Consider the following 26,095-nt stretch of genomic DNA (forward strand, 5'->3'; position numbering starts at 1 on the left):
TTTTTATATTTTTTTAATTTGTTTTTTCATGCTGCAGACAGTTCATATATTTTTCTTATACGACTTCAAAAATTCCAGGAACAGCTCCTGAAGAAAAATTTTAATCTTTGAAAAATCCGTTAAATTTAATTTAAAAGATAAATAGAAGTATTTCTTATAGTAAAAATTTAAAAAAAGTAATTATTTTTTAGAAAATTTAATTTTTCCCATTTTGGAAGATACTTTTTTAGCACCAGATTTCATGCTTTTCAAATCAATATCTCCACCAAACACAACTACTACACCAGCTAAAACGATTAAGATTCCTAACCAGTTATCAGTTATTACAGCAGGGATTAAATCCCCTGAAATTGCACCGATTAAACCAAAATCAGAACCAGAGTTAGCTTCTTCTGTTGTGGATGCTAAAGTTAAAGCCTGATCGTCAAGTCCATAGTAATAAAGTTCTGCAATTTGGACCCAGTCCTTGGCTTGTGATTCATAATACCATGCTTTATTTTTTCCCTCTATAATTGAATCCGTATTAGTTAAAGAAATAGCAGTTAACGAATCAATTGCCTTTTGGTAGTAATCAATAGCTTTTTGGTAAGCATTTTCCGAGTCCGTGTCATCTGCAAAATCTCTGTTACTTTCAAGTTCTGCAATTTTTGACAGATAGTCCGCTACATCCCCCTCAAACATTGCCTCTGTTTGTTCTTTTTCTGATGCGGTGAAATCCCCATCTGCAAGGAAACTATCTATCAATTTTGAGTGGTCTGTAATTACGAAAACATAATTTGACCTAATTGTTATTCGAGGCTTTGAAATAGCCCATACTGGAAAAGACCTATCAGGATTATCTTCGGTTTGATATATTCTTCCTGAAACTAAAAGGAATGGATATATAGCGACTGTATCCTCATCTGAGTTATAGTCGAGGATCGTGTTAATTACTCCAACCTTTGTAAGGTCCGGTAAAATTCCATCTGATTTTGAATCTGTTGAAATTGTTGAAGTTCCATCTGCATGATAATTAATTGCAACTAATCTGTAAGATACATTTTGAATTTTCATATCAGTTGAATAAGTATCAAAATATTCAGGATAACCGATAATAGTTACAGAATACCCGGCAGGATTGTTTAATTCATGAATCATCGAGGATTTAATAGTCATAACAATGTTTGAAGTAGCACCGTTTGCATCGGCCTTAAAAGCAAACATTTCGTCATCGTATTGATCCCTATATTCAGAACCTAAACCGCCCTCTTTTCCTTTGTGGTCCACGATTCCATCAAGGATTGATTGAGTAGCAGATGTTGTATGCCTATATGAAATGTAAGATGTGTTCTTCCAGGGGTCATCTTTTCCATCATCGTCATCATCCCATCTAAGAGGCTTATCTTCTTCTTCCTCAGGGGTATGTTCCTCTAAATCCCATCGGGCCCACTCTGCGTTTTCTTTCCAAACGACTAAATTATGGTTAACTTCGGTGTATATTTCAAAATTTTCTACATCCGCAGTAACAAGAGCGTTTAAATCATTTAAATCTAAATTTCCGCCCTGAGTCATAACAGCGACTTCCGATGCGTAATCATCAGGAACTTTTAAGATTGCATCAAAAGTATGTTCCTGGTTTTCAGAAGTAATATTCAAATCAGTTAGTTCATATTTGGATACAACAGTTCCCCCTTGCATAACTTTAAAAGTTACTGAATTTATCTCAGTATGGCCGATAACATCTATTGTATATTGATCGTCCCCATAATCGATAACATCTTCGGGGAACATTGAATCTATTGAAGGAGTTTTCACAGTTATTCTAACTGGAAAGACTGAAAAACCACCTATTTTATCAGGGGCGTTAATTACTTCTTGAACCAATCCCCCAACTTCATATCCTACACAATAATAAGAAACCATATCAGATTTTATCTCATCTAAAATCCTTTGTGTGGAGTTTGAGGCTTCGATAATTGATTGTTCCTTATCCCCCATTACCGCCTCGGCAGAGGATTGCTCGGTTTCGTTTTGTGTTCCATTAAACACAATATCTGAGGGCGTATCATCTGTTGTGTTACTTGGCGGTAAATCAACAGTATTTCCACCAGTTAACCAGTCCCATATATCAGTAAATAAAGTTCCGGTTCCAGTTCCACCGCCATCATCTATTCCCACATATCCGGTTCCATCCGCAAATACTGAAAATGGAGAAATTAAGACCAGAAAAAGGATAAATAAAGATTTAGTTTGTAGCTTCATCTTGTATCCACCCTAATTTAAGCGATATTTGGTATAATCCCCAAATTACGAAACCACCAAGTAGTGCAGTCAAGTAAAAAATATTTCCTTCAAGAGTTGCAGGTCCTGAATTGTAAGATTGAGTAATAGTTACTGCATCTGCAGTAACTGAATTCATTAATAATCCAAGGCCAAGAATGAAAGTTGAAATTTTTAATCTCATTTTTTTCGACCCCCTGGAATTAATGTTGAACCTCCAATAACCATGAATAAAGCTACTAATCCAACAAGTAAAGGATTATTTTTAGCCATATCGATTATTGTATCGGGACTTATTGAACCGAATGAAATTCCTGAGGGGATTAATGCAGTAATATCGAGCCCTGAAAGGTCAACACCACCAACAGATAAACCAGTCGAATCAATGTTCAATATTATTGATTCCTCAAGAATATTTTCATAAATACCGTTTGAATCTTTTAAATAAACTGTTGCAGTCAATAAATAAGAGTCAAATGTTAAATTTTCACCAACTGGAACTAACAAAGTTTGTGATTTTGTTACTCCTGGACTTACTGAAAATTCAGTTATTGAAGGCTCAGATAAACCATCCCCGGAAATTTCTACTTTATAGTATTGTGGCGATGTAAATAAATTCTGAATATTTACAGATAAACTGGATGCAGTCCCAGGTTTCCCAGTAATTGTAGTTTGGGAAAACAATATCGGATTTACAACCTCAATATTTAGGTAAGAATTGATTAAATCTCCCGATAGGATTCTTACCCTATAATCTCCGGTTTCTTCGAAAGTAATTTCGAAATCGTGTGATTCATAACCTGAAAATGCGTAAGAATCAGAATAAACGATATTATTCTCTGCATCTTCAACCTGAATCATAACTAATCTATTTTCTCCTTCCGTTTCTGAAATTCTTAAATTATTTGAACCAATGTTCCATTTTGAAGGAACTGTTAAAGTTAATGGCAACTGGACAACTTCGTACGTAAAAGACGTATCAGTTACATAACTCTGCCCTAATGTTCCATAACCCATAACACGCATTTGTAAAGCGTTTGTTCCAAGAGTTTCCCCTGACATAAATTTAATAGTAATATCTGTTGGAACTGATATATCCCCAATTAAATATCCGCCATTTACATACGGTATTTGAGTATTACTTGAATCTCTAACATCTAATACCTCTTTTCCTGAAAGATATATCTTAGTTGAACTTGACATAGCTTTTGGGCTAATTGTTACAGTTACAGGAACCTCTGAGTTTTTGAAAGTGTTAATATCTGTTGGAACTTGTATTGAATACATAACAGATAACGGATAAAACCGGATATCTAATGAATCAAATGATTCATCAATATTTAATGTTCGAGTTTCATTCCAGTAGCCTGATTTAACGAATTTAAATAAGTGTGAACCTCTTGGCAATTGCACGGTTTGCCCATTTGAAACCGTATTAACTAATTCATCATCGATATACATCGATACACTCGCTAATCCGCCCTCTGAATTTGTTAATGTTAATTCAACAGGTAAATGAGTTGTTTCCATATCTACTGAAACCGTCAAATCAGAACCATCTACAATTACAGTTTGGGTTACGTTATAATAACCATCTTTTAAGAAAGTCAAATAATGCGTTCCGTCAGTCAAATAAGCAGTACCTAAATTATCAAACGTACCGAGGGAATTTCCAGAATCAAATACTTCAATTCCATCTACATTTGAATCAAATGTAGCCACATACCGAGCAGGAGGCGTATATATTTCAGATATAGTAAAATCAGTCCTATTGACTGCGGAGTAAGTACTGTAATCTACATAATCAAATAATACTATTGAAGTAGTTGTTTTTTGATATCCATGTAAGTTAGTCCAAGCAATTCTCATAGTGCTATCCGCAGGAAAAACAGCCGAATCATAATAATAAGTCGTTGATTCTCCACCCGCATAAAACAACTGAACCCCATTAAGCGATATTTTCAGATAATTTCCACCGGAATAATCAGAATGGACATAAGAATACATATAACCATATTGAGTTTTGGAAGTATCAATATCAAAATCTTGATACATATCTGACGCATAAGGAGTGTAAGCCTGACCGTCAATTAATAATACCGTCATAGGAGTTAATATTCCATCAATATATACATCAAAATCCCCATTAAAAGGAATAACCTTATTTGTATAAGATACAACGGAACAGAAACGAGCCAAATCGTTTTTAGATGCAAAATACATTTTTGGGCCGTCAATTCCAGTTATGGAAGGTGCATAAACACCAAAATCATAAGCGGACATTGTAGAATTTATCAAATCCCAAGTAAGTGTATCATCAGCAAATAAAACATAATAACCAGATGTAGACCCAGTTTCGGGAATAGTACACGTTACCGCAGAAACAGAACCAATACACCCGATTAAGAGCAATAAAAAAAGGAAAAAAGATTTTTTCATGTGTTTTCCCCCTTATTCTTTAAATATAATTCCGCAGAACCAAGCACCGATCACTAATAAGCCTATCCAAATGTAATTTTCATACATATTGAAAAATCGAGTAAATTGTTCGGTTAATCCATCACCGGTGATAATTCCAACAATAGCCCCATCATCTGAGGAGTCATCTGTTGTATCATCGGTAGTGTTTGTATCATCTAAAGTTGAATCTGTTGTATTAGTATCATCAGTAGTTGTATTCTCTTCTACGGTTTCGTTAACCGTATCATCAGTAGTGTTAGTTTCTTCGGTAGTGTTAGTGTCTTCTACGGTTTCGTTAACAACCGTTTCAATCATAGTTATTGATATTGAGGAATTTTCATCGATAATCTCGAATGTATCCGTTAAATTATCGTATCCATCTTTAACAAAAGTTAAAGTTACGTTTCCAGCATCTAAAGTGATAGTTTCTGAATTGTTAAAAACTCCAATTGACGCACCATCTTTTATGATGTCTACTTCATCCACGTTTGACGTGAAAGGAATTGCTAAAGCAGATACAGAACCTACCAATAGCAAAAGCAGTATTCCAAAAATACCAAATTTTTTTACGTTCATATAACCACCAGTTAATCATTAAGAGCTAATACAATTATTGCAAGTGCATTTACGACCAAAACAGCCTTTTGGAGTGTTGGGTCTGATAAATAGCCTATTGAACCGGCTAAGAATGAATATGCCAAAAATGAAACTGCACAAACTAAAATAGAGCCAACCTCTTGGGTTTGGTAACTGTATTTGTGGGCATTTCTTCTACCTGAAAGGAGAACCATTGCAAGACCTAAAGGTCCGACTATTGTATAGAATGTTTGGCTAACGAATTGAATGTTTAATAACATCATTTTGCCAACCAAACCAAGCATAAAGAGAAAACCGCCCGTCATTTCGTAACGGTCAATCCTTTTTCCAGCTATAAAGATTTCATCACTCATTTTATCACTCAAATTTCAAAATTGTTAAGCAAACAACGTCAATTATTAAATATATCATTCCAGTTCCTGAAACGAGTAATCCACCAATTAAAGGAATCTGTCCGATTGTTGCGGTAATTATTGCTTCCGAAAGAGTCAATAATAGAACAATCATAGCACAAATTTTTACAGGACCTATTCGTTCAGTTGTTCCAAAGAGAATAGCCCCGATGACAACGCAAGAGGCCCAGCCAAATGTTGAATAAGCCGATGCAACCAAAGGACCAACACCGGGAATAAAACTCAAGAGATTAATTCCTTGACCTGAAAAAGTAATTACAATCCCAGCGAAATAGAGAAGTAAAGTTCCTTTTTCTTCGTCAATAAGTCCAAAAAGTTTTTCCTGAGTCATGATATCATCTTATTTGTATTTCGAGTATAACAGGTATCCAACAACAGCCAATAATATCATAACGGCAAGACTCACGTTATTTGGTTCCCACATACTGAAAAATGGGAACTGCAACAGATAGTTAATAATCTGCAATTTTAAATCTGCAAATGGGGTAAAACACCCAGCTAACACAAGCAGGACAACTCCGGCAAGTGCGTATTCCTCTTTTTTAGTCATTTAACCACCAGTTTACCAGTTGGATTTTTAAAAGCATACATAAAGGCAAGAACAACCAAAATTACCGCCCCATATGTCGAAAGTACCTCATACGGAATCCCTGAGAGTAGCGGAAAGCAACTCACAAGTAATGCAGTAAATTTTTGTTGAACAAGCGAAGTGTTTATCAAAATTCCCCCAGCAAGGAGAAAAATTGAAACCTCGTTAAAATCTACTTTTGACACACAATTTACACCTAAAAAATTTTTAAGGACTAAGAAATTTGAGTTCAGGCGATGATTGTTAGTGTCTTAGTCCCATAGTAATAATAATGTAAAAATAGCCTTTTATAGGTCAGTTTAAACCAGTAAAACAGAGTTTTAGAAATTTAGAAAAAAAGAAATTCAGAAAAACAGAAAAACAGAAAAAAAGAAATACTTTTATTTCTTCTTAGAACCTAATTTAGCGGATAATTCGACCTTTATATTATCAACAATACGATCGAACTCATCACTTCTGGTATTATGTTCTTTATTTTTCATTTCCATAAAGTATTCAAAATCAGGGGCCTTAACTGAAAGATTGAATATAGGGGTCATAATCGTTCCTTTTCTTAAAATAGTTGCAGGAATAAAATATTCCCTTATTCTCTTATCTACACCCTTTTCTTTTGGAGTTGTAGCAAAAACTAAAGGAATCTCAGTTCTAATGAACTGTAAAAGTTTTCCAAATTCTTTAGAAACTTTTGTTCCAAAATCCCTGGCATCAAACCATTTTCCGATATCTTCAATAACTAACATGTCGCATCTTCTAAGATCCGCAGGAGATAAAGCTAATACTGTATCATAACCTAATTTATCAAAATAATTACATAAAGCAATAGAGTGAGTTGTTTTCCATGAACCTCTTCGTCCAGTTAGTAAAAAGGCAGTATGCCCTTTTATTGGCTTATTCATTTTCAATATCATTTCGGGGTCTTTTTCCATAATAGAAGGCTTTGCTAAACTATAATCAAATCCCAAAATATTATCTAACTGATGCGAATCTTTGTTACCAAAATCATAACTTCCAAACAGGCCCATGTTAACTATAAAACTCACCTTTTACTCTTCTTTATTCATACTAAATTCTTCAAGCATTGCTTGAAACTCTTGCCAGGTTTTTTCATCCCCAATCATTGAAAGGAGAAGAGGATATTTCACAGGTTCAAAAGCAACAATCCTTTTAGCCCTTTGAACGAGCCAGTATCCATTTAATTTAGGATTACATCTCGCCATAAAGAACATGAGAACATCGGTATTAGGTGTTAGATTCTCCGGACCCACTATCTGATTGATTAGTTTCCTCATTTCCAGGTCCATCTCTGGATTCATCATCTATTTTCACATCCATCGATTTATTTTGTTCTTCGGTTTTTTTCAGTAAATCCTTAATATTTCGCATTGCAAGAGGATATACATCTCTCAAGACTTGTTCCATTGCAAGTGCCATAAGTTCTTGAGCTTCAACTCCCATAAGACCGGCTTTTTCATAGTACATACCAGCCCATTTTTTGACTGATTCGGTTATTTTTCCTAAGTTATCAGATAAAAACACGCATTCCGCAGTCGTTTTATCCATAATACAGGATTTATTTATCCAAATCTCACCGGTTACTTTGCCTACTTTTCCCATGAATAGAGTTTTTACCCACCTAAATAAATTATAAACCGTTTCTCCTATCGATTTAGATTGTTTAAGTGCTTGTTCAGATTCTTCAAGGTAATCTATAACTTGATAATCAGTTATAATTTTACATTTTCCTTTATAGTCTTTTAGAGTAGAAACGAAGTTCCATTCATCGACTTCATCATATTCTATATGCTTGTAAGTCTTATCGTGCCAAAGCACTCTTTTTTTCTCTCCATCTTGTTCGTATGGAACAGAAATATCGTACACGGTTTTATTTGCAAAATCAATACGAATATATGTTAGTAGCTTCTTAGTGTGGACGTAATAAGCCACCCGCGATGCAAGATACGGTATTAGAAAGAGATAGAAGTTATAATAAGACCAGATGTATTTAAAATCCCAGGCAAATTTTAACCAGGGAATAGTTAAAGATTTTGAATTAAATACAATAAAATCTTTCCAGGCAGTTGCTTCAAATGGAAAACCATACTTATAAAACAAGAATAATAACGCCAATCCCACATTTAAACGAGTAATAGGTAGGATTGATTGTTTAAACCTGATTAATAAGTTTTTTTCGATATATTTGTTTTTTACATGAAACATGACTAAAACAAACAAGATAATCGAAAGGATTGCACGGTCCCAGCCCATTTTTGAAATGGCCCCTTTTGTTGCATATAACAACTCATCGGGTAAATTTCCAGACTGTAAAACATCTTCAATTTGACAGAATTTATTATCATAGAGGAAAATATAATTTATATATCCGTAACTTGTGTATGGATTTGTAAAATTATATTTGTGAGTTCCTGTATCTATTCTAACCTCTGAAAACCCCGATGCACCTCTTGTGTATTTGTACTTATATCCATCATAGACAGATACCCACTTAGGATTTCCTGAATTAGTTATTTCAAATATCAAGGTCTTAGAAGTCTTATTATAGTAATAAGAATCTATTACCATATCAGAAAATGAAGTTAAACTTCCTTTTGTCATATATTCCGCAGTTAACGGATCCGCAGGTTCTATATTTTCCGCATTCACAAAAGGAATGCAGCAAATAATTAATAACAATATTATGATTTTATTCGGCATATGTTTCATAAAACAACCTACCATCGTTATTCTCAAAATCTCTCATTATTTCGGAAGAATGAACAGAAACAAGTACATACTGAGGAATATTATGTTTTGTAAGAAGTTTAACCTTTAAAGCAAGATGCTTTTTTCTTTTAGTTTGAACTCTTAATCCAAATATACCGCATTTCCAACCTTTTTTTAAAAGATACTCTTTTAAATCAACTTTTTCTATAACTTCACTCGCTCTCTGTTTAGCAATTTCGACTAAATCCTTATTTTTGACACCGTAAGTAATGTCTGAATGGATTATCAGACCGGGGTCTACCTTTGAGGTTTCTGCAATTATCACCTAAAACACCCTAAAAAATTAATAAAACAACGCAGTGTTTATTTCATCTGCAAATTTACTGATGACGGATTCACACTGCAACATTTTCTTAGGATCAAGCATTTTTCCCTCAGATGAAACTTCAATAATTATAACAACTTTTTCTTTTCTCGAATCATGTCTAACGGATGAATAAGGCTCTACTGGAGGAAAATTATTTTTCACGACCATCACCCCATTTATGGCTTTTTTGGAACGTCTTTAAACGCTTTTGATAGTATTAGTATCATTTAATCACTCTCCAACACAGAAACATTAAACGGAACATTCCTTTTGACACATTCTCTTTTCAGCATTGGAGCAACCATTTTTAAATCAATTACATACTGGCTTAATTCTTCATCCGAAGCTTCAGAAAGTATTCTTTGACGGTCATTCCGACACACATTTGCTAAATAACAGCTTCTGTAAGTCTTACCAAATTTTTTAATATTCCAAATCACTTTTTTAACAAGTTCAAATCTCATTTTCCTCACGTTCGAGCAATTTCTTCGTAGTGTCTTTTCGTTTCCTCAATATGAAGCATTATCAAAGTATGATCCATATCAAAACTAACAACATTAGGTTTTAAATGATATCTGGCATCTAACTCAACCAATACCTTACCTGCTTCTTTTTCATCCTTAACAATCAATACGACAGTATCAAAATGTTTTGTTTTACTATGACAGCCCATTCCTGCAATTATTTGATCTGGTTTGTAACCTAACTCATTAAGAGCAGCAGTTATTTCTTCCAATTCTTCTTCTGAATTGTAAATAATATCCAACATTTTTCTATCTTCGATACCCATCACTTTTTTAAAATCAACTGCAACAACTTCCATTTTAATCACCATTTAAACTTCAATTCTAAATCTATCGCTCATTATCATACAATTATGATAAATTACAGTTTTTTCTTCATTATTTGCGTGAATACAAAGCCATTTACCAGTTTTACTTACAACCGCAAGGACATTTTTGTTAATTTCGCCTTTTTCTTTCAATTGCTTGATAACTGATTGTAACTCTGCATTTTCTTTAGAAAAATTTCTTTTTCGAGTTTTTTTATTTTTAAAATGTTTTTTAGCCATTTTTCACCTACATATATGGAATATGCGAATTTTTAGAACGTGCATCATTAAAAATCCGATTTAAAACTTCAACAGGAACACCTTCTTTTATTAACTCAAACTGGAGTTTTTGTTGTTCATCGGTAATTCTCTTGTATTCTTCAAGTTTTTCGCTCGATTCCATTGAATTTCCCTCCTTAACTTTCGTCTAAACCGATTTTTCTTCTGCATTTTTCACCAGCTCAGCTTCTTTAATTATTTCTTCTGCCCAATCAGGAAATCTTTCTTTATATGTTTCAGCGGTGTCTTTCTGTTCCTGATAACTTTCAGCACCACTCATGGAGCCATCTTCAAGGGCTAACATCCAACCGCCCCAAAGTCGATTTTCATCCATAACTTTCAAGAATTCTTCTCTAGTTCTAATTTCAGGCATTTCACCACCATTTTAAACGCTCTTTATTTCCTCAAAAAGTTCTTTTGAAATCTCAATGAGTTTCACACCTTTTTCCCTAAATTCTTCAACCGTAACATTGAATAGTAAGGGCGGTAAACTGGACTCGTGAAGACAGAATATTTCAATTTCACCATCATAACGTTTTAATCCTAAATAATATCGCATTTCACCACCATTTAAACTTCAATTCTAAATCTATCGCCCATTATCATACAATTATGATAAATTACGGTTTTTTCTTCATTATTGGCATGAATACAAAGCCATTTACCAGTAGAACTCACAACAGCAAGGACATTTTTGTTAATTTCGCCTTTTTCTTTCAATTGCTTGATAACTGATTGTAACTCTGCATTTTCTTTAGAAAAATTTCTTTTTCGAGTTTTTTTATTTTTGAAATGTTTTTTAGCCATTTTTCGCATCCCCTAACGATTTAAAACCGATAACTTCAAACTGTTCATTTCCAATTGAAAATCTTGAATAGTCGTCAATTTTTCCACATTTTTCACAGATGTGCCGGTATTGGTGAGAATCGTAACGCATTAAAGAACCACATTCACAGCGGTAAACACCTTGATAAAATAATCTCATTCCCTGTACCGTATCATTCCAACGGTAAACGCCTCTTTTTCCGCCCAATTCTTTTTCAAGTGGTTCAATCAAATTATTAGCCATTAATCGCTCTCGAAGTCCTTTTGTGTGGAAATCAAAAGTTAATGAATAAGCTTTTCCAAAAAGTATAGTTTTCGCAAGGTCAAGGGAAACGTGCCACCATTCAGCACATGTTTGAACAACACTTTCCCCTTTCAACTGCAACGGCTTTAAATTCTCAAAATTGTACCCAAAATGTTTATATGACTGGTGAACTCCGTGTATTATAGAATGGTAAAGATGTTCAGGGTCTCCAACAAGCCACTTTCTAGAAATATCTCCATTCCACGTAAACTCGTGCCTGTTGATTCCTGCCCCTTTTTGGTATCTTTTCCACTGTATCGGGTTTCTTGCACTTGGTGTAGTATAATATTCAGTTTGAGTTAAATCTCCGTACACTTTGAGGTGGTTCGTCTTTCGTTCATCCGTAATAAACTGGAATTGTAAAGATTCGCAATTTAACCATTCAATATCAATTTCAGCACTTTGAACGGAAACATCCACGAGACTGTAAAGGTCTTCCATTTTACCGAGTTTTCTTGCAAGCTCTAAAACATCGAGTCCAAAAGCATTTTTCAGGTAATGAATATATTCGAACTTGAATTCTTCGATTCTTTCGCAGAACAACCTACAATACTCTTTTAAGAGAGTTCCTTTGTCGTCTTCTTCAACCCATATCGGAAGAACATTATCATCCCGAAATGAATCTTCATAAGGATCGATGCCTTTTTTTAAGAGGTAAACACGGTTCATGTTAAAATAACCCCTTGCAATATGGGGGCTTTTCATGGATATTGCGATTGATGCAACCTCTTTTCCGTCCAAGTCTTCTTCTACTGGTTTTCCGCTTCTCATTTCAGTTGGAACTTGAAAATGAAATGTCGCAGTCTTTTTAGTTCCGCTTTTTTCCACCATTCTTTTAACAAACTGGGGAAATCTGTGGTTTAAATCTTCATAAATGTCTTTTCTAAAGTGGTTTCCAAGAATCGACCAGAGAAAAGGAATTTGTAAAGTTATGTAAACTCGATCAATCAGGATTCTTCTTTTCGGGTTTTCAACGTACTTATCGGAAAGAGGACAGAACGTTTCATACATATTCTCCACCGAAAACAGCTTCGATAGTTTTATCATCGAGTTCTAAATCCCTTCCATACATTTGAACAGTTGAAAATCCTGCTCCAGTAGATTTTACTTTGATAAGTTCGTCAATTGCGTTTCTTCTAGCACCTTCAAGAATCGAATTTCTAAAGTTTTTGTTAGTTTCAAACCCTTTTACTGCATTTTTAAAATCCATATGGGTTAAAAAAACTTCTTTTGAGTTTTCTCTTGAAGGACAGTTCGCATAACTTTGAATATGAACATATCCTGTTCTTTTGGGGTCAAAAGAATGAATTACTCTTGCATCGTCTTCCTTCACTGAAATGTGGGGGTAAGATGTGATGATTGAATAACCTAAATTTATTCCTTCAGGAGTTGGTAAATTATTCAAGTCCATTACAGACATGATTTAAGCCTCCTGAGATTTTTCATTGACAATGGCGTATGCTTTTTCGATAACTTCTTCTGAAAGTCCTAAATCTTTTACATAGCCTTTTACAGTGTTTTCAGAACTTCCTTTTCGAATCATGCTTACGATTTCCCAAACTTTACCGTTTGCAACACATTTATCAAACATACTTCCGAATCCTTCTTCATTCGAATTTTTAGCATTGATTAATTCGTTTAATAATCCAATTGGCAGATTTACAATGTATTTTACCTCTCCAGTCTGTTTGTCTTTGAAGTCTTTTACCTGGTCGAGGAATAGTGTTACTTTTCCTTCCTTGTCTTCGTCGTAAACGTAATTGTTACCTTCTTTTTTCTGACCTTTTTCAACGGTTAACTGGACGTTTCCTTTGAAAATTTTTCCGTAAAATGTAGCTTTATCTTCTGTGATTTTAGCCATTTTTATCAACCTTTTTTACTTTGTAGTCTCCGTTTTCGAAGTAGACTTGAATTTTATCCCCTTCTTTGAGACTGTTTGATTTTGTTTTTAGTTCGTAGACTCTTTCTGAGAAATCATCTTTTACATAGAACTGATTTTTTAAAATGTAATTGTTCGATATTTTGTTAAATTTTGAATCGTAAATTGTTACATTGCAGTTTTCTTGCTGCCGTCTCATGACTACAGTATATTCTTTTATTTTCGAGGTCTTTGGAAGCTCAGGATACATTTAATCATCCTTGTTTTCACCTTGAATTTTGATTATAACCTTCTTACCTATCCAGCTCTTAGGTACTGTTACGTGTCCGGTGTTTCCGGAGGGTTTTACCTGTTTTATGATTGTTTTTTCTTTCATTATCGCCTCTTTTTTATTTGAAAATTTTATGAGGGAGGGTATTTTTGTTACCAAATAATTAACCGTTTCCAGTATTGGTAACAATAATAACTGTGGATATCCATCTATATAAATGTTTCCAAAAATAGTAACGGGCAGTATATTGATAATATTATAATTTATTCAAATGGGAACATAAAATACAACATTGAATAATTATGGAACTTAAAAAGGGGAAAAAATGTTCCTGAAAATTTTATCCAAATCCAATGCAAAAGAAATTTTAATGCTTTTGAACGAATATGGCGAGTTATATTTCGGGCAAATTCATAAAGAATTAGATAAACCAAAAAGTAATTTAAGCAGAGTTATATCTGAATTACAGGAAGAAGGTCTTGTAAACAAAAGAACCGAAGAAACAGACGAAGACGGAAGAATACCTAAGAATTATTATAGTTTAACCAATCTCGGTAAGATTGCTATTGAAATATATCAAAAAGAAGACAAAATGTTAAAAGAAAAAGAGTCTGGAAACGTAAATATCAATGTTGAAAATAATCATGGAATTATCGCAAACAATATTCAAAATTTGAACGTAAAAAAGTAATAAGGGTTACTATTAATTATAGATTTTATTTTTGAGAGTTTAAAGGGTTATTCAATAATTATATTTAAGTTATTTATGTTTATTGATTGAGGGAAATTTTATTAAAGGTGGGGAAATGGGAAAACTTCCAGATAATGAAATGTCTAAAATTATTAACAAAATTTTAGATTTAACTTATATTGATGAAAATAAGCTCAAAATTAGAAAAAATAAAAGCCTTTTTGAATTTGAAACTTATTTATCATTATTAAATTGTGAATTACTCAAAGATGAAAATATTTCTAAAAAAATAACGGATTTAAAATACTGTACGATGATTTCAAGTGATATTAACAATTTTGAACTTATTCTTGATGTTTTAACTGAACTAAAAACTAAAAACTTGAATAATTATAATGAATTCAAAAATATTCTTGATTTAAAAATTAAATCGTTAAAAAGTGAGTTTAAGCAGCATACCCTGTATGAAATGTACATTCCACTAAATTTAAAAACTGAATTCACCATTGAAAAAATAAAATGTAGAAATTTTTGTGCAGAAATTGTGAAACATAGAACGATAAAAGGAATTATAAATCAGCCAAAATTAAACGAAAGTATCAAAAAAGCCCATGAAATAGACTCACAATGTGAAATAAATGTGAATTTCGAAGAAAGTGAATTTTTAAAAATAACTGTTAATAGTCAAACAGATGCCCATGCATGCCTAACTGCACGTAAAATTCAAAATTTATTCATTGGCATGGTTGCATATGTTATTACCAAAAATTCAAGCTACAGAACACTTAAAGGCCCAACCGAAGCCATATTCCCAATATATCCGCAAATAATGATAGAAACAATAGGTACCCAATTTGTTACTGTATTTGTGGGAGACATAACCCGTAAAAGAATACCAAAAGACTGTATTATACCTATTGAAAAGTTTTATGAAACAGAATTAAATTATTTAATCCAATTCTATAATTCAAAACATCCTGATATTCAAAAAAAACTAGAAGAAATATTTACAAACTATGCTTGCGGGGTTTATCAAGATAAAAAGACGGATTCATTTTTTAATTTATGGGTGGCATTGGAACGAGCAACAATGGTGTCCGATATAGGAAAACATGACATGATCCCTAAAATTTCAAAAGCATTATTTAATGAAAGAAATCCATTATATGCCCACGTTATTGAAAATCTGTATAATGTTAGAAACAATTTTATTCATGAAGGCGGATCTATTTCCCAATACGATAGAAATGCATTAAAATACTGTGTTGATAATCTGATTGAATTTTTAATAAATGAGTTAAATTCGTATTCCCTTAACGAAATAAGAACAATTTATGAATATTTAACCAAAAATGGTGATAATTTAGAAAACATTCAAAAGACCATTGAACATGTCATAGAATTAAAGAATAATTGGAAAGGGGAAATTTCAGAAAAATAACCCCATTTTTAAATTTTAATAACCATTCCCATTAAATTTTAAATTACTCTTTTTAAATTGATTGAAAAAAGAAAAGAGAATATAATTTTAAAAATTATAATCCTAACGCTGATCTAGGCAACACTCGGAGCTTATTAGTTTCACTTTTAACAGAATTTACTACATTTTTTTCAAGAATGTCTGTTAATGTTTTAAGTTCTTTTTCTGACAACGTGCATATATCTGACTGGCTATTTTCTGAAAGATAAAACTTGACATTACACTTATTTTCATTATTTAATTTACCAATAAGAACTTTTGAAACTTTTTCCAATTCAATATATTTAGTATCATGTTCATTTTCAATTTTAAATAATTTCATTTTTTTCACCGTCATTTACTTCTTTTTATTATATTTCACGATAGTTTCTTTGTTTGTTCGTGTAACCGTTCCAATCTTTTTATTTTTTCTAATTATCAGAGTCGTTTTTTTCGTCATTAAATAACCTCCTTTATTTTAAGTATAAGCTTCGCTAACTTGTTAAACAACAAAATTAGGCGTAATTAGTCCCCAATATAATGAAAACTAATGAGTAATGTATAAATACAAATTTTCAAAAAGAGATATACGGGATCGATCAAAATCCGCATATCAGAATATGTCTTTTTACAATGGCATCACCTCTGATGTAAATACCTTTTTTAGATAATTTTATAGGTATTTGATTTTCTGATAAGATAAATATTATGTTAATAATTTATATACTTGTCTTTAGTGCCCTATATATACTAAACTAAACAAGACGATAGAGCTTTTTTCAATAACTGCTAAATTGCATATGAATAATGCTTTTTGCAGTAATCTACTTTTAACCCCAATCTAATTAAAAAAAGAGTTATTTAAATATTATCGTAAAATGTAAAGTAGATTAAAAATTCAAAAAATAGCCTTCTTTTTTAATTTAAAGCATATTACCCTCATTAAATTCAATTAAAATAATTATTCTTCGATAAAATATTAAACTTGCCATTCTGGTTTTAACATTAAATTTACAACATAATTATAAAATTATATATACGATTTTTAATAAATGGATATCCATTTGATTTAAAAAAGAGGGGAGTATATGTTAGGAATTATCAAATCAGCAGTTTCAAAACTTATGGATGCATTTACTAAAAAATCAAGATCTGAAAAAATCGATGAAATTAGAGAAGAAATTAAAAAAGATCCAACATCATTTGAAAAGGGAACAGCTTTTGAATTATGTTGTTTGGACATATTTTCAGAAAAGGACTTTGACTTACTTGAAATGACACATAATCCGGATTCTGCAAATGGCAGATTTGTTAAAAGTGATTTAAACCCGGATTTACAGTTTAAAAATAAAAAAACAGATAGTGTTTTTAGTGTTGAATGCAAATACAGAAGCAGTTTATATAAAGGGGCTTTTAGCTGGGCTAAAAATAAAGCTCAAGCTGACAGATACAGAGAATATGAAAAAGAAAATGAAATTTCCGTATTTGTTGCAATGGGGTTAGGTGGAACTCCTGAAAAACCAGAACAAATTTTCTTAATGCCTTTAAAAGAAATAAAATATAATTCACTCTACCCTAGTGTTTTAAACGATTATGAAATAAAAGAAGCTAAAGATGTATTTAAAATATTAAACTAATCCAAATAATTAATTATTTTTTTAATTTTTACAGTTATCTGGTGGATAAAATGGACGGCCCACATAAAATGCTCATTTGTATAGTTGTAATTCTCTCAGCATTCAGTCCTTTTATAGAAGATGCAATTTACAACTATTCTCATGACGTTAATATAGAAGAAATCAGGTTTTCATACCATCCAAATAGTGAATATTTTAATGGAACAAGCGGTGAAATGGATGAAAACGGAACTTTAAGGTTAATTGTTACACCTACCGATAAATTTAGAAATTTAACGTATGATGAACAGGTTAAATGGATGAATCGGGCAGGAAATGCATTAAGAGACGATGCAATTTTAAAAAATACAATTGAAAAGGATACTCCAGTATTTGTAACATTTGAAAGCGAGTGCTATCAAGACGGAAAAGACTGTAAAATAGATTATTTTGGAAATTGGAGTTTTGAATAAATTTTGATTTAAATTACTTTTTTTAAATTGATTGAAAAAAGAAATATTATTCAATTCTAAAAATTAAAATTAGGTAAATTAAACTCTTACCTTAGAGTGAGTTTCATATTTATTTCCCGAATGTTTAGATTCCAGATAATCATCATCCAGTATTTTAATAACTGTAGCATAGTTTTTGCTATTAATTATTAAATTATCATTCTCATCAAATTCAATTTCATCTAATTTAAATTCCGATTTTGTATCAGATATTGAATTATGATCCCAAGTTTTGTAACTTTTAGTATTCAATACCGTAGCAAATTTTTTAGTAAGATCTTTATTACGTTTGGATAAACTTACCAGTACTTCAAGATTATCTTTATCGATAATTTTTTGCTCAACCAATTTATCTTTTTTATCATCAATTTCTTTTTTGTATCCTTCATGGAAATCAAAAAATAATTCAATACCATTTTTGTTAAATACATACATAATTTCAGAGATATCTTCAGAAGCCATCTCTTTACCCTTATAAATCATTCCATCAAATTTATCTTCAAGTGCAAAAATACTATCTTCGATTTTATCGAATTTACCATTATTTCTATTAAATACCATGTTTAAAGTGCCTTTTCCAAGCAATTTAAGAGGAGAATGTTTTTTAATAAATATCAAATTTTTAGATATTTCTTTTTTGTTATCAAAGATATCAATGGTTACAATATATCCCCAAATTTTTTTTATGTTTTTTAATGCATTGCTATTTAAAAACTCGGGATCCCCGTAAGTTTTATCATAAATATCTTCAAAATGGGGAATATCTTCTGCAGACATGACTTCAATAACTTTTTTATCATATTTCGCCATTGGAGAATATTTTGGGTAAAAATATTCATCACCACATCGAATTCCCACTTCAAGTTGGGCAATTTTCAATAATTCCTGCTCTATTGCGTGATTTGAATTAAATTCTGTTCTCCAAATTTTATGTGTTATCAATTCTTTCTTTTTAGTTCGTTCTACAAAATTCAAAGTTATATTACCCAAATTAAGATTTTCGTCTTTTAACATCTTGTATATATCAGGCATTTTTAATATAGTAGCGACATTTATTTCCATAATCTACACTTCTTTAAAGATATTATTTCCATACATATGTTTTAATTGTAATTTATCATCGATTTTCAGATCTTTTTTAGTGATTATCAAAGCATCTGAATAAGTTTTAGGATTTGGTGACATATTGGCTCCTTTTTTAATGGATGCACGATACATTTTGTATCCAAAAGACGTTAAAACAGGATTTATAAACACTAAATCAGTAGAAATTGCTACCGAACGCATAATTCCTAAAAATAATATAAAAGCTAAAATATTTGTGAATTTACATAAATCAAATCCCATAAATGCAATCATATATGGCACAAAATAATCCAGCGCATCTTTTGTACGATTTTCAAAATCTACCACCACATATTCTTTTGCAGAAGTAGTTCTTGTACAATACCAAAATAAAGCCCAAAATATCAATGTAGGAGTAAAAAATACAATAATAAAAACTATTCCAATAGTTAAAGGAATTGAAACATTTCCCATACCCACAGTTTGTGGAATTGTGGAAGTACAGTTTATAAACGGCATTTCTATACAAGAGCACGTTTCTGTAAAATAAATTGCGGAAAATATCAGAAATAATGGCAAATAAGAAAACATGAATAAACCGGTATTTATGGTCCAGCCTATACTCCAGCCTATAAGTTTATCCCAACGATTTTTTTGATTTTTCCCCTCAGTCCCCATGAAAACACCTAAATTGTACCGAAGAGGTCTTTATCTCTTCATATATATGATAGTTTTCATGACGTAATATTTTAAGAATTAGTTGTACGATTGTAAAAATAATTTTAAGATAGCATTAATTTATCGAGGACCGATAAATCTATCCCCATTATAGTGTATCATGTGATCAGGATTTTCTGAAATCCAAACTTCAGTATCCCATGCAATATCTGCAACATATTTTTTGAAAGTAGCTTTATCCCTAAAGCAGCTCACATATATTTTTCCACACTTACAGTCTTCAAGCATTTCTTCAAGTTCATAGTACCGTTTATCTGAAACTGGGCCATGAGAAGTAACTGCTTCAATTAAATAAATCCAGTTATTCTTTTCATCATACAAAACAACATCTGGAAGCTTATCATGTTTAGTCATTGGAATTCCAAGCTTTTCAAGTTCTTCATCCAATTTATAAAGGTTTTTATGTGCGGTATCCCCAACATAAAGAACTTTTGAACCACCTGCAAATCTAGGTCCAAATTCTTCAATAATTTCTTTTTGTAATTCATTATGTTCTCCAGAAGAAAATTCAAGTTCCGTATCATCAACTTTAACTGAAATTTTATGAATTTCCCTAATTCCCTGATATTTTTCAGAAAGTGAAGTTTTATTCTCTAAAAACCATTCAACAGACTTTTCAAAATCATCAGTTTCGTATGTTTTTAAAACTTCTAAAAATTCAGGAGTTAAGGAATAAACTGTTTTACCACTGTTTGTAGGTCTTTTTGGATCATCTCGATTCCTTTCAACAATTCCAGCATGTTCAAACTGGTGTATTGTCTGCCGCCTTATTGTTTCCCTGCTATTTTCAGCATAAGTATATCCATAATTTTCAGAAATAAACAATAAAATATCATGAATTCTAACTAAATTATCTTCTGAATCTTTCCAATCACTGTTTTCTTGGATATTTGCAAGTGCTAAAAGAGTATATGCACTTCTATTATTTTGCTGCTTCACTGGAAGCTCAAATTTCTTTAAAATAGTTAAAGCTTCGTCTAACTTTCCCATACTACCCTTCCACAAAATTAGATATTAAATATATTATTGACAATATCATTACATTTATCAACACTTAAATCATTTTCTTTTAGAATTAAGTCTCCAATTCTGACAATGAGTTCTTTTTCGGGAAGAGGCATTGAATTTACTTCTGTAGCATTTACCTGAGTAGATCCATTTACAATTCTATAATATTTATCTAAGATATCACAATTAAAGAGAGCATAGAGACCAAATAATTCGTTTAATTCCATATTACCTGATTCTTTCACAATATAATTAAGATGATTTTCAAATCCAATCTGTGGATAATTAAATTCTTTTGAAGAATAAATTGCAGCTTGAAGCCTTCTTTTCTCTTCTTTTGAAGTAAACCGTTTCAATAATAAATAATCCTTATTTTTCAAAAGTAACTTTTTAGATTCAGAATTATTCAAAATATACGGGGGTTTTCCGTCCTTTGTAACTGGAAATCTTATTAATCCGTCATTAAAATTATGTAACCACAAAAGAGGAACAGTTTCATTCGAGGGTTCATTTTTTAAATATTCTAATGATCGAAAATCGACTACAGGCCCGGTTTTTAACTTATATCCTAGTTTAACTAAATTATACTTCCAGTTTGACATTAAATTCATGATTTTTACGTCTTCTTCGTTTGTAGGTAACAATATGAATTTATTTTCATTTTTCGTTATTACTGTATCATAAGGCATGTAAATTTGAAAAATATTTTTGGATAAATCAGAATCTGTACTTTCTGAAATACACATCATATCTTCATTTAATCTTGATTTTACAGCTTTTAAAATAATTGTTTCCTGCAATACCTGATCGTTTCCAAACACGTTTTTCCTTGAAACAAACAAATGTATTCGAGAAATATTTACATTTTCAAGGAACCATGTTCTAAATTTTTTAAAATAAAGACCCGATGTAAAGCTTCTTGGATTAATAAATATGAACTCTCCATTTTCCTTTAACAATTTTAAAGCCATTGCCATGAATAAAAAATAAATATTGGGCTGACCGTGCACAATAGAATTCATAGCTACAGCTTCTTCGCAAGACTTGCTTATTTTTTTGTAAGGTGGATTAGAGATTACAAGATCGTAACGCCCAACAGAGTCTGAATTCCAGTTATCTACATTCAATGTTACAAAATTGCCATGTATAATTTTATATGTGAATTTTATGGGCGAATTTTCTAATTTATGTTTAATATATTCCATTGATTTAGTTAAAATGGGTAAAACATCAGAATCTACTTCATAAAGATCAATATGGAGTCTTTTTAAATTTTTATGGGTTTTAAATTTATCAACAAGTGCTGTCGCTAAAATACCGGTGCCTGAACCACAATCTAAAATATTTAATTCTTCAAAATTTTCATAGTCGCCGGATAAACTAGCCATAAAGTCGGCAACAGCTGCAGGTGTAAAAAATTGGCCTATTTTCTTCCTATCTTTCTTAGACTTCTTTTCCAAATATTTATTCGTGTATTCTTGGACTTCATTTACAAGTGATTCCTGCATAATTAGACCCCATTTTAAAAATCATTTCTTATTATTCATAACTCGTAAATACTCTTTTTTCCTTGATTCCTTGTTCGAGTGAACGTATCCCGAAGTAGTATTCAAGTTTGAATGACCCATTATTTTTGAAAGAACAATCAAGTTCATTTCATCTTCACAGGCTAAAGTTCCAAAGGTATGCCTGAAAACGTGTGGAGTAACATCAAAAGGAATTTTATCTTTTGTAACTTCCTTTAAATAGTCTCTAAATTTATCTATTGCGTAATTTGTAACCTTTTTACCATTCTTAGTTACAAAAAAGCAGTCTGTTTTTAAATTTAAATTCTCTCTGTATTCGATATAATTTTTAAGATATCCTAAAAGTTCGTTATCGATAAATACATATCTATCTTTTCCGCCTTTTCCATCCCGAATGTAAATTGAGCGGTCTTCTAAATCTACATCATTTAAAAGTATGTTTTGAAATTCAGAAATCCTAACACCCGTTTTTAAAAGAAATAGTGTGTAAACATAATAATCATAGTCCATTACTTTTGCTAAAACTGTTTGAACTTGTTTTTCACTTAAATTCAATCTCTCCTTTTTTTCAAATTTGAGAGTTTTTACAAAGGTTTTCACTGGATTTTTAAATAAATACTGATGTTCTACCGCCCATTCATAAAATCGATTAACATCATTTAATCTTTTGATTTTAGTATTCTTATTTACAGGCCTTCCATCTTCGGCTTTGTTATATCCATTATAGAAGTTTATTGCATCTTCTATTGTGATATTTTCCCAGGTTTTATTTTCGTCAAAATATCTTGTAAATGCCTTTAAACCGGATTTATAGTATTTTACAGTATTTTGACTGTGACCTGAATGAAATTTTAAGAATTTTTCAACAAGTTTTTCTGAAGATTCATCCATGGTATCCCTTAATTTCTAGTAATTATTTCGTATTCTTCACCCATTGGAAGCATTACTTCCCTAAGTCTAAAATATACTTTACCGTCTTCAACTCTTTGCTCTACAGTGGCCCCAAATTCTCTATGATTTGCTAAAATATATTTGAAAAGGTTAATTTTACGATCATCAGTTGCATAATTTAGTACAACAAGAATTTCATCCCAAGCTGTCCATACATCGTCATCTTTACTTCTTAAATAATCCTTAATTTTTACGTACATATCTTGAATTTCAGTATCAGTATAAATTGATACTAAATAATCAGATAGATCTTGTAAAGCAGTTGTAACTTTATCGTTTGATTCTTTTGTTGCAAATTGTGCATTTTCTAAAAGTGAGATAATTTTATCTAATTTTGAATCGGTACTTTCGTTACCTTTTTCATAAATTCTATCTACCATGTTCATGCAAAATTTTGCATATGATCCAACACTTGAAAAACCCTTTTCTTTTGCCATCTCTTGATACTTTTTACGTTCACTATCATCAGTACAATATACTTGCAAAAGTACAGCCAAAAAACCACCCCTTTATATATCAAATCCTGTTTAATATATTGGATGAAATGAATATTTAATTATATATTAATATAATATATAAACCACTCGATGATGATTGTCATCCCTGCTGACTTTAATTTGTAGTATTAGTTGCAAATTAAAGAAATGATGAATACAGGGTTACTGAGAGTTGCTTTATTTTCCGATATATTAAAAAATTTAAAAAGTTAATTATTTTACCATTGAACCAACAATCACGTTGTCTTTTACGCGGAGAACTTTTACTTTTACCCTTTTTCCAATCAATTTATTTACGTCTGTTTTACAGTCGATTATTTGAATTACCCGATTTTTTGATGCACCTATAACTTCTCCATTAACCCGTCCGTCCATTAAAACGGTTACAGAAATCGTTTCATTTAATTTAAATGGGCATGGCAGTCTTTTCCTGCTGTGACTTCCAAAAAATCCGTGTAATGGAACTTCTAAATCCACGTTTATTCCTTTTTTGGAATATTCTTTATGATAAACATCCAAAAGATTGTAAAACTTTGGAAAATCCCAAACTCTCATTTTTGGAATTTTTCTTCCAAATTGGTAAGTTAAACATAATTGTGGACCTACAATCGGATTTTTCTTGTTTGTTATCGGGTTTATCGTGGTTTGAGGAGTTTTTTGTTCTAATTCAACTGCAAAATCGAGCACTTTTTTAAATTCCTCGTCATTGTAATTTGGAAGTAGAAGTGGTGCAATTAACAGGTGAATTTTTGAATTTTTTATGTACTCTGCAATTTCCATAATTTTTTCAATATCGTAATTTTTGCTTCCTGAAAGCCCTTTTGAGAATTTCTCATCCATTGCATTGATTGAAAGATTAATTCTGTGAAGTCCTGCAACTTCTAAATCATCAATTAGTTTTTCGGTTAAATGAACCCCGTTTGTTTGAATTGAAACTATTCCTTTGTTTTTCGAATTTATTTCGTTTAAATTTTGAACTAAGTCGGGAAGTGGATAGTATAGTGAAGGCTCCCCCTGTCCATCGAGGTGTGCTTCAAGCTTTGTATATCCTTTAAACTCTGCAATTTTTTCGTATTCCGAAACTAAATAATCCATATCAACATAATAGTCGTTTTTTCTAGATTTTGAGTGAATTCCTTCATCAACAGAACAGAACGGGCAGCTTATATTACACCCGCTAAGCCCCCTTACTTGAATTACATTTGTTCCCCTATCAATCAGCCCAAATGCAGTATGTCCGATTAAAGGCGTTGGTTCTGTGATATAGTAAGTTCTCCGGTTTGTAGTTTTATTTAAAAGTCCTTCTGAAATGCTCTGAGACATTTTATTCAATATTCCTGTTTTCAATGAACCGGTAAGCACTGTTGCAGATTTAGAATTATCATTTACAAAATCTTTGAAAGTTAAAATTCCGTTTTCAAGTGATACGTCGTAATCCATCAAAACGCTTACTTCGTAATTTTGGTTTATTTCAAGAACAAGTGTATTTTCGTCTAATATTGAATCGGTAATCATTCTAAATTGATTTAAATCAAAAATCCAACACTTTTCGCATTCCTTATTATTGTTATTTGCATTTCTCGTCACATTTACACCGGAGATTTTTAAATATGTAAAAGTAGTAAGTATCCATATAATATAACTATATTTGATTAGTTAAAAAGTGATTTTATGATAAAAATACTCGATGCTTCAGCATTTATACATGGATACAATCCATCAATTGAAGAAGGAGAGCACTACACTACAAACGGAATTGTTTCAGAAGTCGTTTCAAAAGAGGATATTGTAAAATTGGCAATTGAATACGGAAAATTAAAAATACTCGATCCAAAACCCGAAACGATTGAAAAAGTAGTCAAAACTTCAATAGAAACTGGCGACACCATTTCAAACAATGATATCGAAATACTTGCGCTTGCAATCGACCTTGGCGGAATTTTGTATACTGACGATTACGGCCTTCAGAATGTTTCAAAAAAATTAAAAATTGTTTACGAAAATATCGTTTCAGCTGGTTCAAAAGATGATTTCATCTGGAAAAAAATCTGTAAAGGCTGTAAAAAGATGTATCCGATAAATTACCTTGATGATGAATGCGAAGTCTGCGGAAGCCCGCTTTATCGAAAAATGGTAAAAAATAGACTTAAAAAAGGTAAGAATTTTTATGATAAAAAGAAAAAGCCAAAAAAATTATTTTAATTATATAATAATTTTATTTTTTTAATTTAAAATT

General features: G+C 31.5%; 38 protein-coding genes. 5 read left to right on the forward strand and 33 right to left on the reverse strand.

Annotation, left to right across the window (positions count from 1 at the left end; genetic code table 11):
• Positions 1-180: 180 nt before the first annotated feature.
• From MMJJ_RS03315 to MMJJ_RS09425, 25 genes are all read right to left on the reverse strand, one after another.
• On the reverse strand, positions 181-2,241 hold the full coding sequence (locus MMJJ_RS03315) for a hypothetical protein (protein ID WP_104837675.1): 2,061 nt from the start codon (positions 2,239-2,241) through the stop codon (positions 181-183).
• Positions 2,225-2,398 (reverse strand): hypothetical protein, encoded by a 174-nt coding sequence (locus MMJJ_RS03320; RefSeq protein WP_158658965.1) that lies wholly within the window; start codon positions 2,396-2,398, stop codon positions 2,225-2,227. Before MMJJ_RS03320 ends, MMJJ_RS03315 begins: the two co-directional genes overlap by 17 nt.
• A gap of 41 nt (positions 2,399-2,439) precedes the next feature.
• A complete protein-coding gene (locus MMJJ_RS03325) occupies positions 2,440-4,698 on the reverse strand; it encodes a hypothetical protein (RefSeq protein ID WP_104837677.1) in 2,259 nt (752 codons plus the stop codon).
• Positions 4,699-4,710: 12 nt separating this feature from the next.
• Complete coding sequence (locus MMJJ_RS03330; RefSeq protein WP_104837678.1) at positions 4,711-5,295, reverse strand: hypothetical protein; 585 nt, start codon at positions 5,293-5,295, stop codon at positions 4,711-4,713.
• An 11-nt stretch (positions 5,296-5,306) separates the two neighbouring features.
• On the reverse strand, positions 5,307-5,600 hold the full coding sequence (locus MMJJ_RS03335) for a hypothetical protein (RefSeq protein ID WP_158658966.1): 294 nt from the start codon (positions 5,598-5,600) through the stop codon (positions 5,307-5,309).
• Positions 5,601-5,673: 73 nt separating this feature from the next.
• Positions 5,674-6,060, reverse strand: coding sequence for a hypothetical protein (locus MMJJ_RS03340; protein ID WP_104837680.1), 387 nt, complete (start codon positions 6,058-6,060; stop codon positions 5,674-5,676).
• A 9-nt stretch (positions 6,061-6,069) separates the two neighbouring features.
• Positions 6,070-6,279 carry a hypothetical protein gene (locus tag MMJJ_RS03345; RefSeq protein ID WP_104837681.1) on the reverse strand — a complete coding sequence of 70 codons (210 nt, stop codon included), beginning with the start codon at positions 6,277-6,279 and terminating at the stop codon, positions 6,070-6,072.
• Positions 6,276-6,503: a hypothetical protein gene (locus MMJJ_RS03350; protein WP_104837682.1), complete on the reverse strand. Its 228-nt coding sequence runs from the start codon at positions 6,501-6,503 to the stop codon at positions 6,276-6,278. The genes MMJJ_RS03345 and MMJJ_RS03350 overlap by 4 nt, the downstream gene beginning before the upstream one ends.
• Positions 6,504-6,698: 195 nt before the next feature.
• The gene (locus MMJJ_RS03355) at positions 6,699-7,340 is read right to left on the reverse strand and encodes a hypothetical protein (RefSeq protein ID WP_104837683.1); all 642 of its coding nucleotides are present in this window, start codon (positions 7,338-7,340) and stop codon (positions 6,699-6,701) included.
• Positions 7,341-7,361: 21 nt separating this feature from the next.
• Complete coding sequence (locus tag MMJJ_RS03360) at positions 7,362-7,544, reverse strand: hypothetical protein (protein WP_104837684.1); 183 nt, start codon at positions 7,542-7,544, stop codon at positions 7,362-7,364.
• Positions 7,545-7,557: 13 nt separating this feature from the next.
• The gene (locus MMJJ_RS03365; RefSeq protein ID WP_104837685.1) at positions 7,558-9,039 is read right to left on the reverse strand and encodes a hypothetical protein; all 1,482 of its coding nucleotides are present in this window, start codon (positions 9,037-9,039) and stop codon (positions 7,558-7,560) included.
• Positions 9,020-9,364, reverse strand: a complete 345-nt coding sequence (locus MMJJ_RS03370; protein ID WP_104837686.1) for a hypothetical protein — start codon at positions 9,362-9,364, stop codon at positions 9,020-9,022. The genes MMJJ_RS03365 and MMJJ_RS03370 overlap by 20 nt, the downstream gene beginning before the upstream one ends.
• A gap of 18 nt (positions 9,365-9,382) precedes the next feature.
• Positions 9,383-9,568: a hypothetical protein gene (locus MMJJ_RS03375; protein ID WP_104837687.1), complete on the reverse strand. Its 186-nt coding sequence runs from the start codon at positions 9,566-9,568 to the stop codon at positions 9,383-9,385.
• 65 nt (positions 9,569-9,633) lie between these two features.
• The gene (locus MMJJ_RS03380; protein WP_104837688.1) at positions 9,634-9,870 is read right to left on the reverse strand and encodes a hypothetical protein; all 237 of its coding nucleotides are present in this window, start codon (positions 9,868-9,870) and stop codon (positions 9,634-9,636) included.
• Positions 9,871-9,875: 5 nt separating this feature from the next.
• Positions 9,876-10,241, reverse strand: a complete 366-nt coding sequence (locus tag MMJJ_RS03385) for a hypothetical protein (protein ID WP_158658967.1) — start codon at positions 10,239-10,241, stop codon at positions 9,876-9,878.
• Complete coding sequence (locus MMJJ_RS03390) at positions 10,242-10,478, reverse strand: hypothetical protein (RefSeq protein WP_104837690.1); 237 nt, start codon at positions 10,476-10,478, stop codon at positions 10,242-10,244.
• 7 nt (positions 10,479-10,485) lie between these two features.
• Positions 10,486-10,641, reverse strand: a complete 156-nt coding sequence (locus MMJJ_RS09295; protein ID WP_158658968.1) for a hypothetical protein — start codon at positions 10,639-10,641, stop codon at positions 10,486-10,488.
• 24 nt (positions 10,642-10,665) lie between these two features.
• Complete coding sequence (locus tag MMJJ_RS03395; RefSeq protein WP_104837691.1) at positions 10,666-10,890, reverse strand: hypothetical protein; 225 nt, start codon at positions 10,888-10,890, stop codon at positions 10,666-10,668.
• A 12-nt stretch (positions 10,891-10,902) separates the two neighbouring features.
• Positions 10,903-11,076 carry a hypothetical protein gene (locus MMJJ_RS09300; RefSeq protein ID WP_158658969.1) on the reverse strand — a complete coding sequence of 58 codons (174 nt, stop codon included), beginning with the start codon at positions 11,074-11,076 and terminating at the stop codon, positions 10,903-10,905.
• Between the two features lie 11 nt (positions 11,077-11,087).
• Positions 11,088-11,324, reverse strand: coding sequence for a hypothetical protein (locus MMJJ_RS03400; protein ID WP_104837692.1), 237 nt, complete (start codon positions 11,322-11,324; stop codon positions 11,088-11,090).
• On the reverse strand, positions 11,317-12,657 hold the full coding sequence (locus MMJJ_RS03405) for a hypothetical protein (protein WP_104837693.1): 1,341 nt from the start codon (positions 12,655-12,657) through the stop codon (positions 11,317-11,319). Before MMJJ_RS03405 ends, MMJJ_RS03400 begins: the two co-directional genes overlap by 8 nt.
• The gene (locus tag MMJJ_RS03410; protein ID WP_104837694.1) at positions 12,650-13,066 is read right to left on the reverse strand and encodes a hypothetical protein; all 417 of its coding nucleotides are present in this window, start codon (positions 13,064-13,066) and stop codon (positions 12,650-12,652) included. The genes MMJJ_RS03405 and MMJJ_RS03410 overlap by 8 nt, the downstream gene beginning before the upstream one ends.
• 3 nt (positions 13,067-13,069) lie before the next feature.
• Positions 13,070-13,507, reverse strand: coding sequence for a hypothetical protein (locus MMJJ_RS03415; protein WP_104837695.1), 438 nt, complete (start codon positions 13,505-13,507; stop codon positions 13,070-13,072).
• Complete coding sequence (locus MMJJ_RS03420) at positions 13,500-13,775, reverse strand: hypothetical protein (RefSeq protein ID WP_104837696.1); 276 nt, start codon at positions 13,773-13,775, stop codon at positions 13,500-13,502. The genes MMJJ_RS03415 and MMJJ_RS03420 overlap by 8 nt, the downstream gene beginning before the upstream one ends.
• On the reverse strand, positions 13,776-13,985 hold the full coding sequence (locus MMJJ_RS09425; RefSeq protein ID WP_244901562.1) for a DUF2080 family transposase-associated protein: 210 nt from the start codon (positions 13,983-13,985) through the stop codon (positions 13,776-13,778).
• A gap of 136 nt (positions 13,986-14,121) precedes the next feature.
• Here MMJJ_RS09425 and MMJJ_RS03430 point away from each other — a divergent pair, with 136 nt between their 5' ends.
• Both MMJJ_RS03430 and MMJJ_RS03435 read left to right on the forward strand, forming a co-directional pair.
• Entirely contained in the window at positions 14,122-14,487 is a 366-nt protein-coding gene (locus MMJJ_RS03430) for a winged helix-turn-helix domain-containing protein (protein ID WP_012193441.1), read from the forward strand.
• A 115-nt stretch (positions 14,488-14,602) separates the two neighbouring features.
• A complete protein-coding gene (locus tag MMJJ_RS03435) occupies positions 14,603-15,928 on the forward strand; it encodes a hypothetical protein (RefSeq protein WP_012193442.1) in 1,326 nt (441 codons plus the stop codon).
• 94 nt (positions 15,929-16,022) lie between these two features.
• Here MMJJ_RS03435 and MMJJ_RS03440 read toward each other — a convergent pair whose 3' ends face one another.
• Complete coding sequence (locus tag MMJJ_RS03440; RefSeq protein WP_104837698.1) at positions 16,023-16,289, reverse strand: hypothetical protein; 267 nt, start codon at positions 16,287-16,289, stop codon at positions 16,023-16,025.
• Positions 16,290-17,034: 745 nt separating this feature from the next.
• On the opposite strand from MMJJ_RS03440, the gene MMJJ_RS03445 reads away from it, so the two are divergent.
• Complete coding sequence (locus MMJJ_RS03445; protein WP_104837699.1) at positions 17,035-17,583, forward strand: hypothetical protein; 549 nt, start codon at positions 17,035-17,037, stop codon at positions 17,581-17,583.
• 50 nt (positions 17,584-17,633) lie between these two features.
• The gene (locus MMJJ_RS03450) at positions 17,634-18,035 is read left to right on the forward strand and encodes a hypothetical protein (protein WP_104837700.1); all 402 of its coding nucleotides are present in this window, start codon (positions 17,634-17,636) and stop codon (positions 18,033-18,035) included.
• Between the two features lie 78 nt (positions 18,036-18,113).
• Here the strand turns inward: MMJJ_RS03450 and MMJJ_RS03455 are convergent, their stop codons facing one another.
• The 7 genes from MMJJ_RS03455 to MMJJ_RS03485 form a co-directional block, all read right to left on the reverse strand.
• Entirely contained in the window at positions 18,114-19,136 is a 1,023-nt protein-coding gene (locus MMJJ_RS03455) for a Kiwa anti-phage protein KwaB-like domain-containing protein (protein WP_104837701.1), read from the reverse strand.
• A 3-nt stretch (positions 19,137-19,139) separates the two neighbouring features.
• Positions 19,140-19,817, reverse strand: a complete 678-nt coding sequence (locus MMJJ_RS03460; RefSeq protein ID WP_104837702.1) for a hypothetical protein — start codon at positions 19,815-19,817, stop codon at positions 19,140-19,142.
• Between the two features lie 120 nt (positions 19,818-19,937).
• The gene (locus MMJJ_RS03465; RefSeq protein ID WP_104837703.1) at positions 19,938-20,867 is read right to left on the reverse strand and encodes a BsuBI/PstI family type II restriction endonuclease; all 930 of its coding nucleotides are present in this window, start codon (positions 20,865-20,867) and stop codon (positions 19,938-19,940) included.
• Positions 20,868-20,884: 17 nt separating this feature from the next.
• On the reverse strand, positions 20,885-22,393 hold the full coding sequence (locus MMJJ_RS03470; RefSeq protein WP_104837704.1) for an Eco57I restriction-modification methylase domain-containing protein: 1,509 nt from the start codon (positions 22,391-22,393) through the stop codon (positions 20,885-20,887).
• Between the two features lie 21 nt (positions 22,394-22,414).
• Complete coding sequence (locus MMJJ_RS03475; RefSeq protein ID WP_104837705.1) at positions 22,415-23,302, reverse strand: tyrosine-type recombinase/integrase; 888 nt, start codon at positions 23,300-23,302, stop codon at positions 22,415-22,417.
• A gap of 8 nt (positions 23,303-23,310) precedes the next feature.
• Positions 23,311-23,859 (reverse strand): hypothetical protein, encoded by a 549-nt coding sequence (locus MMJJ_RS03480; RefSeq protein WP_104837706.1) that lies wholly within the window; start codon positions 23,857-23,859, stop codon positions 23,311-23,313.
• A 213-nt stretch (positions 23,860-24,072) separates the two neighbouring features.
• Positions 24,073-25,446 carry a radical SAM protein gene (locus MMJJ_RS03485; protein ID WP_104837707.1) on the reverse strand — a complete coding sequence of 458 codons (1,374 nt, stop codon included), beginning with the start codon at positions 25,444-25,446 and terminating at the stop codon, positions 24,073-24,075.
• Positions 25,447-25,530: 84 nt separating this feature from the next.
• Between MMJJ_RS03485 and MMJJ_RS03490 the strand changes: the two genes are divergently transcribed.
• Positions 25,531-26,061 carry a type II toxin-antitoxin system VapC family toxin gene (locus tag MMJJ_RS03490; RefSeq protein ID WP_104837708.1) on the forward strand — a complete coding sequence of 177 codons (531 nt, stop codon included), beginning with the start codon at positions 25,531-25,533 and terminating at the stop codon, positions 26,059-26,061.
• Positions 26,062-26,095: the final 34 nt, after the last annotated feature.

It is taken from the genome of Methanococcus maripaludis (genome assembly GCF_002945325.1).
Taxonomy (GTDB): Archaea; AGJL01; Methanococci; order Methanococcales; family Methanococcaceae; genus Methanococcus; species Methanococcus maripaludis.